This is a genomic window from Brevibacterium sp. CBA3109 (assembly GCF_040256645.1).
Classification (GTDB): Bacteria; Actinomycetota; Actinomycetes; order Actinomycetales; family Brevibacteriaceae; genus Brevibacterium; species Brevibacterium koreense.
On the sequence record NZ_CP158281.1, the window covers coordinates 3,180,821 to 3,197,471 of the forward strand.

Here is a 16,651-nt window from a genome sequence, read left to right on the forward strand (position 1 = left end):
AGGAGTTTCTGGAAGATTCTCATTGGATGCTCAGGCCCAGGCCGAACCGATGCGCCACCGCCACAACGACGAAATGCCGATGAACACAGACAATCTCAGCGCCCGCAGAAGGCAGACCCGGTCCACACTGGTGGAGGCGGGCGTGTCCGTCTTCGCCGTCAAGGGAATCGATGGGGCCTCGATCGAGGAGATCTGCGAGGCCGCCGGATTCACCCGTGGAGCGTTCTACTCGAACTTCTCCAGCCGTGATGACCTGGTCCTGGCCACGATCGAACAGCGCACCTCGCACGACCTCGACATGCTCGACGCCACCGTCGAACGGTGGCGCGATCGGCTCAACCACAGTGGGCCAGAGAACATCGAGGACTTCATCATGGAGTTCGTCGAGGACACCTTCAGTCAGAAGAGAGTCACCGCCGCCGAGGTGATCGCCGAGCATGAGATCGAGCTGTACTGTCTGCGCACACCCGGGCTCTACCCCAGGTACGCGGAGCTGAACTCATTCCAAGTCCAGCGGATCCAATCGCTGATCGAAAACGCCATCGGCTTTGCGGAAGCCGTCTCAACGATTCCCCTCACAGACCTCATCGAAGCTCTCACCGCCGTCCATTCGCAAGCATCACTGCGAGCAGCTGCGGGGAAGAAGCTCCATGAGGTCGTCGAGATCGACTCGACCCAGATCCTGCGCGTCCTCGGTCGGCTGCTCGAGTTCACACCCAAGCCCTAGATGCACTGTCCGGCGAAGACCGTTCCGGGCACCCACGACCCAGCTCTCAGGCACTAAGGTAGTTGGCGTGAATGAACTACAGCGCGAATATTACGCCTTCATCAACAACATGGATGTCCGCCTCGGTGCCTTCGTCCTCGCCGACCTGCCCGAGACCTTCGACAAGGAAGACGGGGCCACGGTGAAGTTCCCCAAGGACTTCGGCCCCAAGTCCCTGCCGATGCTCGAACTCTTCGTCCTCTCCCGCTTCTCTTCCCCCGACGAAGTGATCGACCCGGAGAACCGCAGATTCGTCGAAGGCCTCATCCGCTACCTCGGCGAGACCTATCTCCGCGCGATCGGCGGCGCCTGGGACCACGATGAGGAGACCGGAAACGGGATGCCGTTCATCCGTCCGGACACCGAAGAGGGGCCGCTGAAGGGCGAGCCCATCCCCATCCTGGCCATCATCCTCGCCGCGGTCGATGCCCGCACCGCCGAGGTCTTCACGGCTGTGCTGACCAAGGCCCGCGAGAACCTCGGCGGTGATGGAGAGCCGAGGCGCAACTGCACCGGTCTGGCGATGGGGATGCTCACCGCTGAGAACTCCAGTGAGGAAGAGGTCGAGTTCCTGTCCCGCTTCATCGGCACCGTGGAACCGGGCATCGCCGCCTGGACCCAGGAGCAGGCCGATCCCTCCTCGTGGGAGTACGGGCGCGAGAGCCTCGCCCGGCTGGGCAAGCAGCTCAAGGCCCGCTACGACTCACGCGATGAGATGATGAGCGAGGAGGAGACCCCATTCGTCGCCGGAGCGATGCGCTTCATCGGCGAGACCATCCGGCGGATCGGTTTCGGGCAGTGGCGCTACGGTGCGAGCCTCGAGGCCGACGACCCTCGCAGCAGGCAGCCCTTCATCCGCTTCCGCGTCGGTGATCAGAACCTCGATATGGTCCCGTGGCGACTGGCCCAGACGGCGCTCGAAGATTCGGACTCGATCGCTTCGGGCCTCGACACGATCATCTCTATGCGTGAAGAAGAGGCCGCAAGCGAAGAGGCTGCGAACGGGGCGGACGGCGTCGACGCTGCGGACGGCGTCGAAGCTGACCAGAGCTGATGGTGACCGCTCAGAGCTGGTAGCGGCGGTTGCCGTGCATCCCATCGGCGGGTGAGCCGGGTGCCAGGTCGATCAGCTTGCGCTTCGAGTCGATCTGCACGGTGACCAGAGTCGCTGAGCGATCCCCGTACGCCGCATCGGGCTCCGGAGCACAGGACACCGGCGCCTCGCCTGGCCCTGTGGTCAGAATGTCGATGAGATCGGCCGTCGACTCGGGACCACCGGATGCTCCGGCTCGGTTGGAGTAGTCCTCCAGGCGTCGCTGAAGGTGAGCGTGGCGTGCCTGCGAGGTCGACGTCGCGTTGAGCTCAAGGCTCCCGGGTACGAGGTCGGGGTGAAGGAAGTGGTTCGTGTGCAGCAGGAATCCTGAACCGGATTCGGCACCCGGTGATGAGTTCGAATCTCCGGCTCGAAGCTCGCGCTTCTGGGCATTGGCGATCTCGACCTGGACCACCTCGTCGGCGGTGACCACCGTGATGATCGACGAGGACGTAGTCGGTGCCGAGTGGATGACCTCGAGCGCCTCGTCCAGGGTCGTCGCAGTCGACAGGACCCGTTCGAGGATCATGTGGATGGGCACTCCCCCGACCTCGTCGCCCTCATGTTTGAGGATGTTGAGCAGAACGCCGACGCCGGCCTCGTTGAGTCCGATCTTGCCGAGCATCCCATATTCGGCGATGCCCACGTGATGCAGCTGGCCAGGCACAGCTCCCACATCATTGATGTGCCACAGCGTCGAGAAGTCGGCGGCCCAATCCCAGTTCTGCGCCGCAAGTGAGCCTCCCGGACGGGTGAAGCTCACGGTCGAGCACTCCGTCGCCGAGGCTGGTGCCAGACTCATGATCTCCGTACGGGCGATGACCTCCATCAGTTCGCCGATGGGAACCTTCGCGCCCTCAGCCACGGCCGCGACCTCCTCGGCGGCTTCCGGGGACCACGCCTCGAGCCGTGCCAGACTCGACCCTGCGGCGGCACGAACATCCGCCTCGGCGATGGACAGGAATTCGAAGTAGCGCCGATAGCCGGCAATCGCAGATTCGATGCCGGTGCGCAGCTCACGCCCGCGCTGGCCACCCCGCTGGACGTGGTCAGCGGCTCGGGCGGTGAAGGTCTCGGGCCTGACCTCGGCGGCGGGAACATATTCGGTGCTCATGGACGATTCCTCTTCTTAGGTAGACGTGTTCGCCTCACAGCTGCGGGACGAGCGAGTCTACTCCGACGTCGACATCCAGGTAGTGCATGTGGGCGGCTGTCTCCGCCAGTGCGGCGAACAGGTTGAAGTTGTGCAGAGATTCGAATCCGCGCGACCAGTGCAGGCCCTGCGCGATCGAGTAGACGCTGTGATCCTCGGTGGCGTCCATGCGCTCGGTGATCTCATGGAGACGCTGCTGATGATGGTCGATGAGTTCACGTCGGCGGTCGTGGAGACCCTGGAACCGGAACCCGTGCGCTGGCAGGACCGCCACCTCCGCGTCCAGCTTTCCGATTTTGTCCAGAGAGCCCAGATAGTCGCCGAGGCTGTGCGTGATGGCGCCGCTGTCGAGCCCGATGTTCGGCGTGATCGTCGGGAGCACATGGTCGCCTGAGAACAGCAGCTGGTCCTCCTCGCGGATGAAGACCGAATGGCCGTAGGTGTGACCAGGAGTCCACACTGCCCGCAGCGCCCCGGACTCCAGGGGCAGATCGGAGCCGTCCTCGAGGATGGTGATGGTGTCGGGCATACTGTTCATCAGCAGCGCGAAATCATCCTTGGATCCGGCGCCGCCCTTGTCCTTCTTGCTGCCGACCTGGAGGCTCTCGACCTCGGCCCAGCGGTCTTCGGGAACGCCGTAGGCGCGAGCGATGTTGATGCTCGGGTCAATCCCGGTGCCCAGGTCCACGCGCTTGGAGAAGAACTGTTTGATCGAACGCAGATCTTCGCCGTGCATGGCGACCCACATCTCAGGGTTCTTGTTCAGCAGCGCCGGAACCAGCCCGATGTGGTCGCGGTGGTAGTGGGTGATGGCGATCCCGTGCACGTTCGCGACAGTGAACCCCAGAGAATCCAACGCCGAGGTGAGCGCCACGTACTGGTCCTTGCCGTCCCAACCGGGATCGATGAGGATCAGGCCCGAGCCGTCTGCGATTCCGTAGCAGTAGGTGTAGACGAGTGGATTGTTTGGGATCGGGACGGGGATCGCCCAGACACCGTAGGCCACGTTCTCCACTGGGGGCAGAACTCTGTCTTTCCACGCCTTCGACTGCGCTGAACTGAGTGTTTCGATCGCCATTGTTCGTCGTTGCCTCTCTTCGTCGAGCATCATGGCCGGGTCCACTTGGGACCGGACCATCGCGGCCCCAAGCCTCCGAGGGACCACACTGCCAATGCTGATCAACCTACTCTCTTTTCGCTGTTACTGAAAGGTCGTTCGGTAGGCGGGATGGGGTCGGCGGGATGGGACCGGCACCACAGGCAAGGACAGGTGCTGCGCGTGAGCGGCCAACCTCGGCGAGCTGCTGGTTGCTGCGTTGCACCACAGCCGGCAATCAGCAATAGAGGCTACTGGATTCGTTGCGGATAACGCGCCGTCGGGGGAAATTTCGTTTCGATCCGTGGGATTGATTGCGCTTTCGGTTGCCGAAGGGATAGCATCTATGGCGCAGATCACTTCTGCGCCTGTGCGAATGCACGGTCGGGTGCGATCGCTGGAACATCCGGCAAGACTCATTGAGGAGGATTGGTATGGCTGCGTCAGGCTCACTGAAACGCAACCTCGGGCTGTGGTCCATCGTCGGGCTCGGTCTCGGATATATGACGCCGACGGTGGTCTTCGATACGTTCGGAATCGTGTCGGGAGAAACCAACGGTGCAGTACCCGCCGCGTACCTCATCGCGCTCATCGTCATGATCTTCACGGCCTTCAGCTACGGCAAAATGGTCAAGGTCTTCCCCACCGCCGGTTCGGCCTACACATACACTCGCGAAACCATGAGCCCAGGACTCGGGTTCCTGGTCGGCTGGACCTCGCTCATGGACTATCTGCTGCTGCCGATGGTCAACTGCCTCATCGCGCGGCTGTATATGGAATCACTCGTCCCCGATGCCCCACCCTGGGTGTGGGTGGTCCTCTACACCGTGATCATGACCGGCATCGTCGCCACCTCCATGCGCGGGACTGCAAACTTCAACGCCGTTCTGCTGATCTTCGCCATCGTCATGGTTGCTCTCTTCTGCGTCATCGCCGTCGTCAATCTGACCAACGGGGAAGGTTCCGGGATCGTCTTCAGCCCCGAGCCCTTCATGCATGAGGGTGTGCACATGTCCGCGCTGCTGACCGGCGCCACCGTGGTCTGCTTCTCCTTCATCGGCTTCGACGCCGTGACGATGTACACCAACGAGGCCAAACATGTGAACCTCATGCCCAAGGCAATTCTGCTCACGGTGGTCTCCGGTGGCCTGATCTTCCTCACTGCCAGCTACTTCGCGCAGCAGCTCTTCCCCGACAATTCGCAGTTCAACATCGTTGATGACCCTCTGCCGGAGATCGGCCTCCTCACCGGGGGGCCCGTCTTTTTGGGCTTCTTCCTCGCAGCGGCCTTCGCCGCGACGATCGCCTCCGGCCTGGCCTCCCATGCTTCGGTCTCTCGCATGCTGCTGGTGATGGGGCGCAATGGCGTGCTGCCACGCAAGGCTTTCGGCTACATCAACCCGAAGACGCATACTCCGATGTTCAACATCATCCTGGTCGGCGCGGTGTGCCTGCTGGCAATGTCGTTCAGCCTCGAATTCATCTCCGCGCTGATCAACTTCGGAGCGCTCATCGCCTTCACTTTCGTCAACCTCACGGTCATCGCGCACTTCGCCTTCCGCACCAGGCAGGTCGTCGACTTCAAGTCGGCGTTCAACTACGTGGTGATGCCGGCGATCGGCGCAATACTGACCGGGGTGCTGTGGGTGAGTCTGCATGAGACCGCACTGATCGGCGGCGCGATCTGGCTGACCATCGGGATCATCTATCTGGCCGTGCTGACCCGTGGCTTCAAGCGCACAGTCCGCAGCTTCGATGACCCCGAAGCCGATGCGGAGATGTCCGAACCGGAGGCCGCTACTGAGTAGGGTCCCGGGTCGAAACGATCGGCCCATCTGACTCGACGTGCAGATTCGGGAAGCTCGCACAGCCGACGATCGGGGCCGCCAGGTTCGTGATCACCGGGTTGCGCAATCCCTGTCGCCAGATTGACGGCCTGCAGCCCGGGCTGATGAAACGTGTTGTGTTCAAGGCCGGGGACGGTCAGGTCCACAGGCTCGCAGGCGTGATGGGAATCGTCTGAGATGAAGAAAAGTCCCCGTTCGCTGTCGTTTTCACGATGCGAACGGGGACTTTAACTTGGCGGAAGCGGTGGGATTCGAACCCACGGAGCGGGGTTGCCGCTCAATGGTTTTCAAGACCATCTCCTTCGGCCGCTCGGACACGCTTCCAAGGGTTCGTCATGAACCACGGCCTGCTCAGCGCGAGGCTGAGCCACAACAGTTTCTCACACACCGATTGTCTTGTGCTAATCGATTCCCGAAGGCCTGACTTCAATGCTTCTCTGAGCCGCTGTCCTGCTCAGATTCATCGGTGAGCGACTTCTCGGAATCGTCAGGCTGCGGCTTCTCGTGCTTTCCCTCGTCCACGACGTGGCGACCAGTCGAATCCGAATCCTCCGCGGTGGCACCGCGTGCAGCGAACGTAGCAGGCACGGGCGAGACGACGAACTCGTCCTCTTCGTCGTCGAACTCCTCATCGACCGTCTCTGAGAGTTCAGCGGGGCTCGGGCGACGAATCTTACTCTGCCTGGCAGCACCACTCGACTGCGCGTTCCGCTCCCGCTGGGCCGCGGGGCGCGAGTGAGATTCAGCGTCTGCACTCGAAGCTTCCGCGGCAGTCGCAGGAACACTGAGCTCCGCCTCGGCGGGGGTGTCACCGGAACGAGCCGGCTTGCCCTTGAGTACCAGGGCCAGGGTCGAGAGCGGAACCGAGAGCCAGTTCGGACGATTGCGCAGTTCGGTGACAACCTCGACGAGCAACCTGTCGATGAGGGCCGCGCGCAATACGGGGTCCCCGAGGCCCAGGCTTTCGCCACGGGCGCGGGAGTACCCGCTGAGCAGCGAGTTCTGCACCTGCGAGGCCCAGAGGAATTCCGGGGAGTCGTAGATGGTCCGCAGCGCAGACGCGTCGTTGCCGAAGCCGTTGACGACGAGTCCGCCGTCCTCGGAGTCGAGCTCGCCGGTCCGCTGCAGGCGGGCGAATCCGGCCGCGTAGTCGACGCTGCGCAGCAAAGCCACCAGGTCCAGTGCCACCGGTTTAGGATCCGAGTTCGTCGAGTCCGTGAACTTCACGACCGAGTATCCCTCGGTCCCTGAGCTCACCACGTGATCGAGAGTCAGCTCACCATGGATCTTCTGCAGCACACCGATCGTCTCCAGTGACCGCAGCTTCGCACGGTGGGCACGCAGCTCGGGCACCAGGGAATCCAGGGCCAGCGGAGCACGGCCCAGCGCCCAATCGATGCGCTCGATCCACTTCTTGGCCAGGAGCTTCGTCGGCTCTCCCCGGCCTTCGACGATGCCGAATTCGGCGGCCATGTCGGAGTGGAGCTCGCCGATGCGCCGACCCATCTCTGCGGCCTGAGCGTTGTAGGCACCGATCGATCCCGAATCGACGGCGCACACGATGTCCACGGCTTCGCGCCAAGCAGGTTCGGCGTCGACGTCCACATGGGACAGCAGCGCCATCGGAGCTTCCATCTCGGTGACTTCGAACATGTCATACCACCGGCCCGAGCCCCAACCGATGACTTCGGGGACGCTGCGGGAGCCCGCCTCGGTGAGCAGAACCGGGATCGTCAGCGATGACGGCATCCCGTTCTCCAGTACACGGAAGAAGCTGAGTTCCATCGGCTCGTACTCATCGTGGATGATGACCGTCGATTTGTGGGCGCCTGCATCGGCGACCTCGATGGGGCGGATGTCGATGGGCAGCTCTTCACGGGAGTCCGTGACCAGCGCAGCCTTCGACGGCTTCGGTGGGACCACCTCGGCGGTGGCGTCGGCGGACTGAGGCGCAGCCGACTGTGCGGGTACTGAAGACTGTGCGGGCTGCTTGTCCCGTGATGCTGCCTTCTCCTGGCTGTGGCGCAGCGATTCTGTGCTCAGCTGCCCGCCGTCGAAGACCTTGCGCTTGGTGATCGCGTCAGCCATGAGATTGACGAACACAGGGTCTGCCGCGCCGTCGTAAACGAAGACGTGCCCCAGCGCCAGGTCGTCGATCTGACCGATCAGCGACTTGCGCAGGTGGATGTCTTCGACTCCGCGCAGTGAGAGCGGAATGTTGAGCCGACGCAGAGTCGTTCCGTCACCGACAGAGATCACGGTCACGAGACCGGCGAATCCACCAAGCTCCTCGGCTTTGTAGACAAAGGCGCGAGCCACTGACATCGGGGTGATATCGGGGTCGGTTCCGAAATCTGCGGCGAGCTTGGGAAACCACGACTGCCGAGGTATCCAGCCGGCTAACAGTTGCTCCAGCTCACTGCTGATGGCCATGTCGCCTCCTTGAAGGAATTACGGGCATCTTCCATCCAATCATGTTACGTCCTTCGCGCTGTTCAGGGCGCACCCGAAATCATCAACTCCGCGCCGGATTCCGCGTCTTCCAGGCCTCAGCGGAGTGCCGGTGGGCCGCCTGCCTGGTGTCCTTATCCCGGAACGAGTTGCACAAGGCCAAGACAGTAGGAGCACAATGGAGTCGTGTTGAAAAAAGACGTGTCACCCCAGCAGCAAACACTCGCGAACGAGGTCGAGGCGGCCGCGACGCGAATTGCCGACTCCGTGATCATGTCTCCTCTGCAGATTTCGGAGCGGCTGTCCGCCGCCACCGGCTCCACCGTCTACCTCAAGCGCGAGGACCTGCAGATGGTGCGGTCGTACAAGATCCGCGGTGCTTTCAACTTCATGCTTCAGCTCGACGAGACCGAGCGTGCCCGCGGAGTCGTGTGCGCCTCGGCGGGCAACCACGCCCAGGGCTTCGCCCGCGCGTGCAAGGAACTCGGCATCCAAGGCACCATCTTCGTCCCCAAGACCACGCCGAGGCAGAAGATCGAACGCGTCCGCCATTTCGGCGGCGACCGGGTCACGATCGAAATCTCCGGCTCCACCTATGACGACGCATCGGCACTGGCCCACCGGTACGCCGAGCGCAACGGTGCTCTCCTCGTCTCCGCATTCGATGACCTGCGCACCATCGCCGGCCAAGGAACCGTCGCCGTGGAGATCGCCTCCCAACTCGAGGTCGACCCCGACTACATCATCGTGCCCGTCGGCGGGGGCGGAGTGATCTCCGGAGTCGCGGCCTACGCGGCCGAACACCTGCCCACGACCACCATCATCGGCGCCGAACCCGCGGGTGCCGCCTCGATGATCGCAGCGCTCAAGGCCGGGCGCCCAGTGACCTTGGAGAACATCGACCCGTTCGCCGACGGCACTGCGGTCAAGCGCGCCGGCGCACTGACCTACGACATCGTCTCCGACCTCGATGTCGATGTCCGCCCCGTTGCCGAAGGCGCAATCGCGACGGAGATGCTCGACATGTACCAGGTCGACGGCATCATCGCCGAGCCATCCGGGGCCATCGCCTCAGCGGCAATCGGGGCACCGGGAACCGGGAAGCCGATCACCATCGAACCGGGATCAACCGTCGTCTGCCTGGTCTCCGGCGGCAACAATGACATCTCCCGCTACCCGGAGATCCTCGAACGCTCCCTCGTCCACGAGGGCCTCAAGCACTACTTCATCGTCGACTTCCCGCAGGAGCCCGGTGCTCTGCGTCGCTTCCTCAACGAGATCCTCGGCCCCGAAGACGACATCGCGATGTTCGAGTACGTCAAACGCTCCGACCGTGAGACCGGACCTGCTTTCGTCGGCATCGAACTCGGCTATGCCGAGGATCTGCCGAACCTGCTGGAACGCATGGACGCCTCACAGATTGAGATCGAACGCGTGCACCAGAACTCACCGATGTTCCGTCTCTTCGCCTGAGGCCAGCCGTCCCAGTCGAACCTGGTCTCTGAACCTGGTCTCAGGGCCTGAAGGTGCCTCGGCCGAAAGTCGCGAGAGCCACTAGAGTGGAATCATGCGAGCAATCACGATTTCCACTCCAGGCGGCCCAGAAGTCCTCCGGGTCACCGAGGAACCGACCCCGGGCATCGCAGCCGACGAAGTTCTGGTCACAGTGCACGCAGCCGGCGTCAACCGTGCCGATCTGCTCCAGCGCCAGGGCTTCTACGACCCACCCGCCGGCGCCACGCTGATCCCCGGCCTCGAGGTCTCGGGAACGATCGCGGAACTCGGCTCCGACGTCACCGGCTGGCAGATCGGCGACCGTGTCGCCGCCCTGCTCTCAGGTGGCGGATACGCCGAGTCGGTCCCTGTTCCCGCAGGTCAGCTCCTTCGCGTGCCGGAAAGTCTCGACCTCACCGAGGCCGCTGGCCTGCCGGAAGTCCTGTCCACGGTCCATTCCAATATCGTCGGCAACGCCAACATCCAGGCCGGCGAATGGCTCCTCGTCCACGGCGGCGGATCGGGAATCGGCACGGCCGCAATCCAGATCGCTGCGCACCTCGGAGTGAAGATCGTCGTCACGGTCGGGTCCGAGCGCAAGGCCGAATTCTGCCGCAGCCTCGGCGCCGACGCCGTCATCAACTATCGCGACGAGGACTTCGTCGAACGCATCCACGACATCTGCGTTCGCCCCGACGGTTCCACCGGCGCCGACGTCATCCTCGACATCATCGGCGCGAAGTACCTGAAGAGCAACATCAAGGCACTGGGCACCGACGGGCGCCTCGTCATCATCGGCATGCAGGGCGGAGCGAAGGCCGAACTCAGCATCGCCTCGCTCATGCAGCCGCGCAAGTCGGTTGCGGGAACGACGCTTCGGGCCCGCCCCAAGGAACAGAAGATCGAAATCGTCGCCGAGGTGGCCGCACAGTTGTGGCCGGCCGTGATCTCAGGCGATATCCGCCCGATCATCCATGAGACGATGCCGCTGTCCGAGGCGCCGAAGGCACATGCCGCTTTGGAAGAGGGCGCGAGCATCGGAAAGGTGCTGCTCATCGTCGACGAGTCAGCACCGGCCGCGAAATCAGCACAGCACGTCTGAGGTTCAATGAGGCTGGGGTCGAGCATGTCTGAGTCTCAGCGCAGGAAGTAGGTGTCCGATCATGACCAGCAATCCCGATCAGTCCGAGAGCTCCTCCGATCAGCCAGGGGACGCCCCGGAGCAGCCGGGCAACGCCCCCGGTCAGTCCGTGAGCACTCCCGGTCAGCCGACGAGCCCTGCCGGGAATTTCGTCGCGGAGTCCTCATCGCCGGTCGATGTCTCCTCCCCCGCTAAGGTGATGCGGATCGGGACCATGGTCAAGCAGCTCCTCGAAGAGGTCCGCCGCACTGATCTCGATGAGAAGGGTCGCGAGCGTCTGGCGAAGATCCACCGCCGGTCGATCGACGAGCTCGAGGACGGCCTGTCCAAGGATCTCATCGACGAACTCGAACGCCTCGATCTGCCCTTCGACACGAGTGATGGGCCTCCGACGAACTCCGAGCTGCGCATCGCTCAGGCCCAGCTGGTCGGCTGGCTGGAGGGACTTTTCCACGGCATTCAGACTGCGATCATGGCGCAGCAGGCAATGGCTCAGCAGGAACGCAGCGAACGTGGGGAGCTGCCACCGGGAATGGTGGCACCTGGGACTCCTCCGACCGCAGCCACGAACGGCCAGGATCAGGACGATACCGAGGGCCGCCGCACGGGAAATTACCTGTGAAGAACATCTTCTCCGGGCTGCGCAGGCCGGGCGGATCCCCGTCGCGCAAAGGCCCTGACCAGCAGTTCGGCACTGGACTCTGGCGACACAACCGCGACAGGTTCATCCGCGCCGTCGACCGCTACTACACCACCTGCGTGGCGATCCACGAACTGTCAGCCGAGGGACAGAGCCCATCCGCCGACGCGAACATGATCATCGATGGGACGCAGCACCTCAATGATCTGGTGCCGGCCGTCGACGAGATCACCGCGTGGCTGCACACCCATCACCCGGTCTCTGGGCAGGTCGTTCCCGGCCACACCCGTCGCGCTATCGGTGACACTCCGGAACTTCTGACCAGGGCCTCTTCGAAGGTCGCCGAGGCGGTGCTCGCTGCCTCGATGGCCCGCACGGAGATCATCGCTGGGCGATCGATCAGCCCGAGCGTCAAAGCGACCGAGCGGTTCATCTCCGATGCTGCACAGCTGCTCGATCGCGCCCAGGGAAACCTCGCCGGAGCTGGAGGAACACACCTATCGAATGGGCCTGACGGAGCACCCGAATCATGACCGGACAGATGATGACACCGCCTGAGGACTTCGACCTCGGCCTCGTCGCCAGCGATATCGACGGCACGCTTCTGCTTGACTGGAAACCCATCTCCGCAGCCACGATCGATGCGATCCACCGCTGCCAGAACATGGGCATCCCCTTCGTCCTCGTCACAGGCAGACCGATCAGGTGGTTGGAGGCGATCGCCGCACAGATCCCCGACCTCGGTCCCGTCATCTGCCTCAACGGAGCAGTCGTCTATGACATCGCCTCGGCGAGTGTGGTGTCGGCTCACACCATCGATTTCTCCGACGTCGAGGAGATCGTCTCCACGATCACCTCTTCCCATCCAGAGACGCATTTTGCATTCGAGACGCTCACCGGCGGCCTCGTGGACCAGAACTTCATCTCGCGCAATCCCCGACAAGCCCACGTGATGGAGGATCTGTCGGAGCTGGCCACACGTGACGTCGTGAAGATCCTCGTCAGCATCGGCTCCGACGATTCAGAGGCTCTCCACGATCTGCTCGATCCCCTCGTCGCCTCCAACTGCCATGCTTCGTTCTCCGACCCGGTCAACGGGCTCGTCGAACTGGCTCCAGCAGGTGTCACGAAGGCGAAGACGCTCGAGAGCATGTGCGACCACCTGGGCGTTGCTCGCGAACAGGTGATGGCGTTCGGGGATATGCCCAACGACATCGAGATGCTGACCTGGGCCGCCCACGGCGTCGCCATGGGCAATGCGCTGCAGTCAGTGAAGGACTGCGCAGCCACCGTCACCGATGCAGTCGAAAAGGATGGCGTCGCACGCTATCTGGGTGCCGTGCTCGACGCTCGCACCTCGCGCTGAACCTTAGGCGTGGGTGTCGCGGGAACCGCTGAGTGAGAGCACCTCGCGGTCGAGGTCGAAGTAGTCGACGAGAGCCACGGCCAGGCCATCGTCGTCGACCGATTTCGTCACGACGGAGGCACGCTGCTTGAGTACATCCTTCGACTGTCCCATGACGATCGCGTGGTGGGCCCATTCGATCATTTCGATGTCATTGAGTCCGTCGCCGGCACAGATGGTCAGTTCGTGGTCAACGCCGAGTTCGGACTCGACGAGCTCGAGGCCGCTGGCCTTCGAGACTCCATCGGGAGCGATGTCGAGCCAGTTGCTCCACCCCACCGAATAGCTGACTTCGTGGAGACCGAGACGATCGACAGCCTCGGCGAATTCCTCCGCAGTGCCGTTGACCTCACGCATCACGATGCGGGTGGCGGTCTTCTCGAGGAGCTGCTCGAAGTCGACGATGTCGAGAGTGTCCGATTCCGCGAGCTCACCCGCGGGGAACGGCCCTGAAGCCCACCGGTGCAGGTCGGGGTCCTCAACGAGGAACAATGCGTTCGGCAGTGCTTCGTACATCTTCTCCAGTGCGTCCTTGGGATCGAACGACACGACGTGGTGCATCTCCCAGCCCAACGGCGAAGCCGGGTCGAGCTTGACGACGACGGACCCGTTCGAGCAGACGACGAACCCTTCTTTGAGGTCGAGTGCGTGTACGACCTCAAGTGCTCCGGGCAGTGCCCGCCCGGTGGAGATGACAAGGTGATGACCGGCTTCGACGAGCTGCGTCAGCACCTCACGGACAGGCTCGGACAGTGAACCGTCGTAGTTGACGACGGTGCCGTCGATGTCGAGCGCGATGAGGTGTTTGGACAATTTGTCTCCAAGCTTGAGGAACGGAACTTCAGTAGCGCGGGCCCTCTGGCCCCTGGGCGACCATGCCGCCGAGGTAGGGGCGCAGTGCCGCGGGAACCGTGACCGAACCGTCTGCCTGCTGGTGGTTCTCCAGGATCGGGACGAGCCAGCGGGTGTTGGCCATGGTTCCGTTGAGTGTGGCGACGGGGCGGGTGGCGCCGTCGTAGCGTTCGCGGACCTGCAGGCGGCGTGCCTGGAAGGTCGTGCAGTTCGAGGTCGAGGTCAGCTCGCGGTAAGTGCCCTGTGTCGGCACCCAGGCTTCGCAGTCGAACTTGCGTGCCGCAGAGTCGCCGAGGTCCCCGGCGGCGGTGTCGATGACGCGGTAGGGAAGTTCACACAGGCCCAGCATCTTCTCCTGCAGGGACAGCATGCGCTCGTGTTCAGCCTCGGCGTTCTCGACCTCGACGTAGGCGAACATCTCCACCTTCTGGAACTGGTGGACGCGGATGATTCCGCGGGTGTCTTTGCCGTAGGAACCAGCCTCACGGCGGTAGCAGGAGGAGATTCCGGCGTAGCACAGCGGGCCGTCGGTCAGATCCACGATCTCGTCCATGTGGAGTCCGGCCAGGGGCACTTCAGAAGTGCCGACGAGGAACAGGTCATCGGCCTCGAGTCGGTAGATTTCGTCGGCGTGCTCGCCGAGGAAGCCGGTGCCGCGCATGACTTCGGGCTTGACCAGAGTGGGCGTGATGGTCGGGATGAAACCGGCTTCTTCGGCCACATCCCGGGCCAGGTTGAGCAGGGCCATTTCCAGCTTGGCGCCGAATCCAGTGAGGTAGTGGAAGCGCGAGCCCGAAACCTTGGTGCCACGCGAGGTGTCGATCGCCTTGAGCGTCTCACCGATCTCCAGGTGGTCGGCAGGCTCGAAGCCGTCGGTGCTGAAGTCGCGTGGTTCGCCGACAGTCTTCAGGGTCACGAAGTTCTCTTCGCCACCGGAGGGGATGCCCTCGACGATGAGGTTCGGAAGCTTGCCTGCAAGCTTGTCGAACGCAAAGCTCGCTTCTTCGGACTCGGCCTGCAGAGCCTTGACCTTGGCAGATTTCTCTTTGCCCTCTGCGATAAGCGCAGGCTTGTCGTCTTTAGCCGCTTTCGCGATCTGAGCGGAGAAGGACTTCTGATCGGCGCGCGCGTCCTCATACGTGGTGATGGCAGAGCGGCGTGCGGAATCCGCGGCGAGGACTTCGTCAACGAGGTCGACGGACGAGCCGCGGGCCTCCTGCGATGCCTTGAACAGGTCCGGGTTTTCTCTGAGGAGCGCTAGATCGATCACCCTCTCAGCTTAACGGCCCTGGACTCTTTTCGACATTCGGGCACCCCTGGAGTGGGTGACCAGCTCACTCTCAAGTTGGGCACTGTAAATTTGAGGCATGACCATCGCTTTGGACTCCCTGATGACGTGGATCGTCGTCGCCGGCATCGTCGTGGTGCTGATCGTTGCATTCTTCGTCGGCCACCGCACCGGGACCCGTCGTGCCCTCAACCGGGTTCGGAAGTATGCGCGGGGCACCGATCCCGATGCACTCGAGGCTGCGAATTCCAGCCGCTACCGGGCAGCTCTCATCGTGAATCCGACCAAGACCGATGCCAGTCAACTGGCTTCGACCGCCGAAGCGATCTGTCGCTTCGAAGGCTGGAACCCACCGTTGGTCATCGAGACCACACCCGAGGATCCCGGCGAGGGCGCCGCGAGCCGCGCACTCGACGAAGAGGTCGACGTCGTCATCGCTGCCGGCGGCGACGGCACGGTTCGAGCCGTCGCCTCGGCACTGGCCCAGACATCGACGCCAATGGGGATCGTTCCGCTGGGAACAGGAAATCTGCTGTCGCGAAACCTCGACATCGTCCTCGACAAGACCGAATGGGCACTGCGAATCGCGCTGTGGGGCCGTAACCGGAACATCGACGTCGGAACCGCCAAGACCACCGAGGACGCGGACCCTCATGTCTTCACCGTGATGACGGGATTGGGGTTCGATGCCGCTGTCATGGCCGATACGAATTCCGATCTCAAGTCACGACTTGGCTGGTTGGCCTATGTCGAGGCCGGGTCTCGGAAGCTCGTCGGCCGTCCCAGTCACGTGAAGGTGACCTTCGACGACGACTATCGGATCTCGGCACGCGTGCGATCGGTGCTCGGCGGCAACTGCGGGAAGCTGCAGGGCGGCATTCAGCTGCTGCCGCAGGCGGTCATCGATGACGGGATGCTCGACGTCCTCATCGTCAGCCCGAAGAACCTGGGCCAATGGGTGGGCGTTCTTGCCTCCGTCTTGGGCCGCAAGACATCGAAGGGCCTGCACACGGAGATTCGTAAGTGCCAGAAGGTCGTCATCGAATCCGGTGAGGAGCTCGATGTGCAGCTGGACGGGGATCCGATAGGCCAGTCAGGATATCTGGCGATGGAGGTCCTGCCTTCGGCGCTGACCGTTCGTGTGCCCACCGTGGAGCAGCGCAAACAGATCCGGGCCGGGGCCTGGCCGGTCTGAGAGTTCGGCTACTCGCCGCGCTCAGAGTGCGGGTACTGGCAACGCTGAGAATGCGGTTACTGGTCCGTCTGTGGTCACGGCTACTGGATAGTCACATCACGAGGGCGTCTCGACGTGGTCACATCGTTCACCAAAGTGTTACAGCTATTCACCCTGAACTAAACGTACATAAGTAGTTCAGGGGATTTCCTGTATCTAGGATGGCAGTCAGATGTGCACCCCCTCACACT

Annotated in this window: 14 protein-coding genes and 1 tRNA gene; 9 read left to right on the top strand and 6 right to left on the bottom strand. The window is 63.1% G+C overall.

Annotated elements, in window-relative coordinates:
• Positions 1-22: 22 nt before the first annotated feature.
• Complete coding sequence (locus tag AAFP32_RS14565; RefSeq protein WP_350269728.1) at positions 23-727, top strand: TetR/AcrR family transcriptional regulator; 705 nt, start codon at positions 23-25, stop codon at positions 725-727.
• A gap of 67 nt (positions 728-794) precedes the next feature.
• Positions 795-1,820: a hypothetical protein gene (locus AAFP32_RS14570; RefSeq protein WP_350269729.1), complete on the top strand. Its 1,026-nt coding sequence runs from the start codon at positions 795-797 to the stop codon at positions 1,818-1,820.
• Between the two features lie 10 nt (positions 1,821-1,830).
• Here the strand turns inward: AAFP32_RS14570 and AAFP32_RS14575 are convergent, their stop codons facing one another.
• Entirely contained in the window at positions 1,831-2,973 is a 1,143-nt protein-coding gene (locus tag AAFP32_RS14575) for a C45 family peptidase (protein ID WP_350269730.1), read from the bottom strand.
• Positions 2,974-3,007: 34 nt separating this feature from the next.
• Positions 3,008-4,090, bottom strand: coding sequence for an MBL fold metallo-hydrolase (locus tag AAFP32_RS14580; protein WP_350269731.1), 1,083 nt, complete (start codon positions 4,088-4,090; stop codon positions 3,008-3,010).
• A gap of 452 nt (positions 4,091-4,542) precedes the next feature.
• Between AAFP32_RS14580 and AAFP32_RS14585 the strand changes: the two genes are divergently transcribed.
• Complete coding sequence (locus AAFP32_RS14585) at positions 4,543-5,916, top strand: APC family permease (RefSeq protein ID WP_350269732.1); 1,374 nt, start codon at positions 4,543-4,545, stop codon at positions 5,914-5,916.
• 272 nt (positions 5,917-6,188) lie between these two features.
• On the opposite strand, the gene AAFP32_RS14590 is transcribed toward AAFP32_RS14585, so the two are convergent.
• Positions 6,189-6,279: transfer RNA gene (locus AAFP32_RS14590), tRNA-Ser, on the bottom strand.
• Between the two features lie 102 nt (positions 6,280-6,381).
• The gene (locus AAFP32_RS14595; protein ID WP_350269733.1) at positions 6,382-8,388 is read right to left on the bottom strand and encodes a maltokinase N-terminal cap-like domain-containing protein; all 2,007 of its coding nucleotides are present in this window, start codon (positions 8,386-8,388) and stop codon (positions 6,382-6,384) included.
• 204 nt (positions 8,389-8,592) lie between these two features.
• On the opposite strand from AAFP32_RS14595, the gene ilvA reads away from it, so the two are divergent.
• From ilvA to AAFP32_RS14620, 5 genes are all read left to right on the top strand, one after another.
• Positions 8,593-9,879: a threonine ammonia-lyase IlvA gene (gene ilvA / locus AAFP32_RS14600; RefSeq protein ID WP_350269734.1), complete on the top strand. Its 1,287-nt coding sequence runs from the start codon at positions 8,593-8,595 to the stop codon at positions 9,877-9,879.
• A 94-nt stretch (positions 9,880-9,973) separates the two neighbouring features.
• Entirely contained in the window at positions 9,974-11,002 is a 1,029-nt protein-coding gene (locus tag AAFP32_RS14605) for an NAD(P)H-quinone oxidoreductase (protein ID WP_350269735.1), read from the top strand.
• Positions 11,003-11,063: 61 nt separating this feature from the next.
• Positions 11,064-11,663: a proteasome activator gene (locus tag AAFP32_RS14610; RefSeq protein ID WP_350269736.1), complete on the top strand. Its 600-nt coding sequence runs from the start codon at positions 11,064-11,066 to the stop codon at positions 11,661-11,663.
• Positions 11,660-12,214 (top strand): hypothetical protein, encoded by a 555-nt coding sequence (locus tag AAFP32_RS14615; protein ID WP_350269737.1) that lies wholly within the window; start codon positions 11,660-11,662, stop codon positions 12,212-12,214. Before AAFP32_RS14610 ends, AAFP32_RS14615 begins: the two co-directional genes overlap by 4 nt.
• Positions 12,211-13,047 (top strand): Cof-type HAD-IIB family hydrolase, encoded by an 837-nt coding sequence (locus tag AAFP32_RS14620; RefSeq protein ID WP_350269738.1) that lies wholly within the window; start codon positions 12,211-12,213, stop codon positions 13,045-13,047. The genes AAFP32_RS14615 and AAFP32_RS14620 overlap by 4 nt, the downstream gene beginning before the upstream one ends.
• A 3-nt stretch (positions 13,048-13,050) precedes the next feature.
• Here AAFP32_RS14620 and AAFP32_RS14625 read toward each other — a convergent pair whose 3' ends face one another.
• Both AAFP32_RS14625 and serS read right to left on the bottom strand, forming a co-directional pair.
• Positions 13,051-13,899, bottom strand: a complete 849-nt coding sequence (locus tag AAFP32_RS14625; protein WP_101620688.1) for an HAD family hydrolase — start codon at positions 13,897-13,899, stop codon at positions 13,051-13,053.
• Positions 13,900-13,927: 28 nt separating this feature from the next.
• A complete protein-coding gene (gene serS, locus AAFP32_RS14630; protein WP_350269739.1) occupies positions 13,928-15,208 on the bottom strand; it encodes a serine--tRNA ligase in 1,281 nt (426 codons plus the stop codon).
• A 97-nt stretch (positions 15,209-15,305) separates the two neighbouring features.
• Between serS and AAFP32_RS14635 the strand changes: the two genes are divergently transcribed.
• Positions 15,306-16,421 carry a diacylglycerol kinase family protein gene (locus AAFP32_RS14635; RefSeq protein ID WP_350269740.1) on the top strand — a complete coding sequence of 372 codons (1,116 nt, stop codon included), beginning with the start codon at positions 15,306-15,308 and terminating at the stop codon, positions 16,419-16,421.
• Positions 16,422-16,651 lie beyond the last annotated feature (230 nt).

Excerpts from the sequence above, each read along its gene's own strand:
- AAFP32_RS14575 (WP_350269730.1), bottom strand. The coding sequence starts at position 2,973 with ATGAGCACCGAATATGTTCCCGCCGCCGAGGTCAGGCCCGAGACCTTC.
- AAFP32_RS14580 (WP_350269731.1), bottom strand. The coding sequence starts at position 4,090 with ATGGCGATCGAAACACTCAGTTCAGCGCAGTCGAAGGCGTGGAAAGAC.
- AAFP32_RS14585 (WP_350269732.1), top strand. The coding sequence starts at position 4,543 with ATGGCTGCGTCAGGCTCACTGAAACGCAACCTCGGGCTGTGGTCCATC.
- AAFP32_RS14595 (WP_350269733.1), bottom strand. The coding sequence starts at position 8,388 with ATGGCCATCAGCAGTGAGCTGGAGCAACTGTTAGCCGGCTGGATACCT.
- AAFP32_RS14605 (WP_350269735.1), top strand. The coding sequence starts at position 9,974 with ATGCGAGCAATCACGATTTCCACTCCAGGCGGCCCAGAAGTCCTCCGG.
- AAFP32_RS14610 (WP_350269736.1), top strand. The coding sequence starts at position 11,064 with ATGACCAGCAATCCCGATCAGTCCGAGAGCTCCTCCGATCAGCCAGGG.
- AAFP32_RS14620 (WP_350269738.1), top strand. The coding sequence starts at position 12,211 with ATGACCGGACAGATGATGACACCGCCTGAGGACTTCGACCTCGGCCTC.
- AAFP32_RS14635 (WP_350269740.1), top strand. The coding sequence starts at position 15,306 with ATGACCATCGCTTTGGACTCCCTGATGACGTGGATCGTCGTCGCCGGC.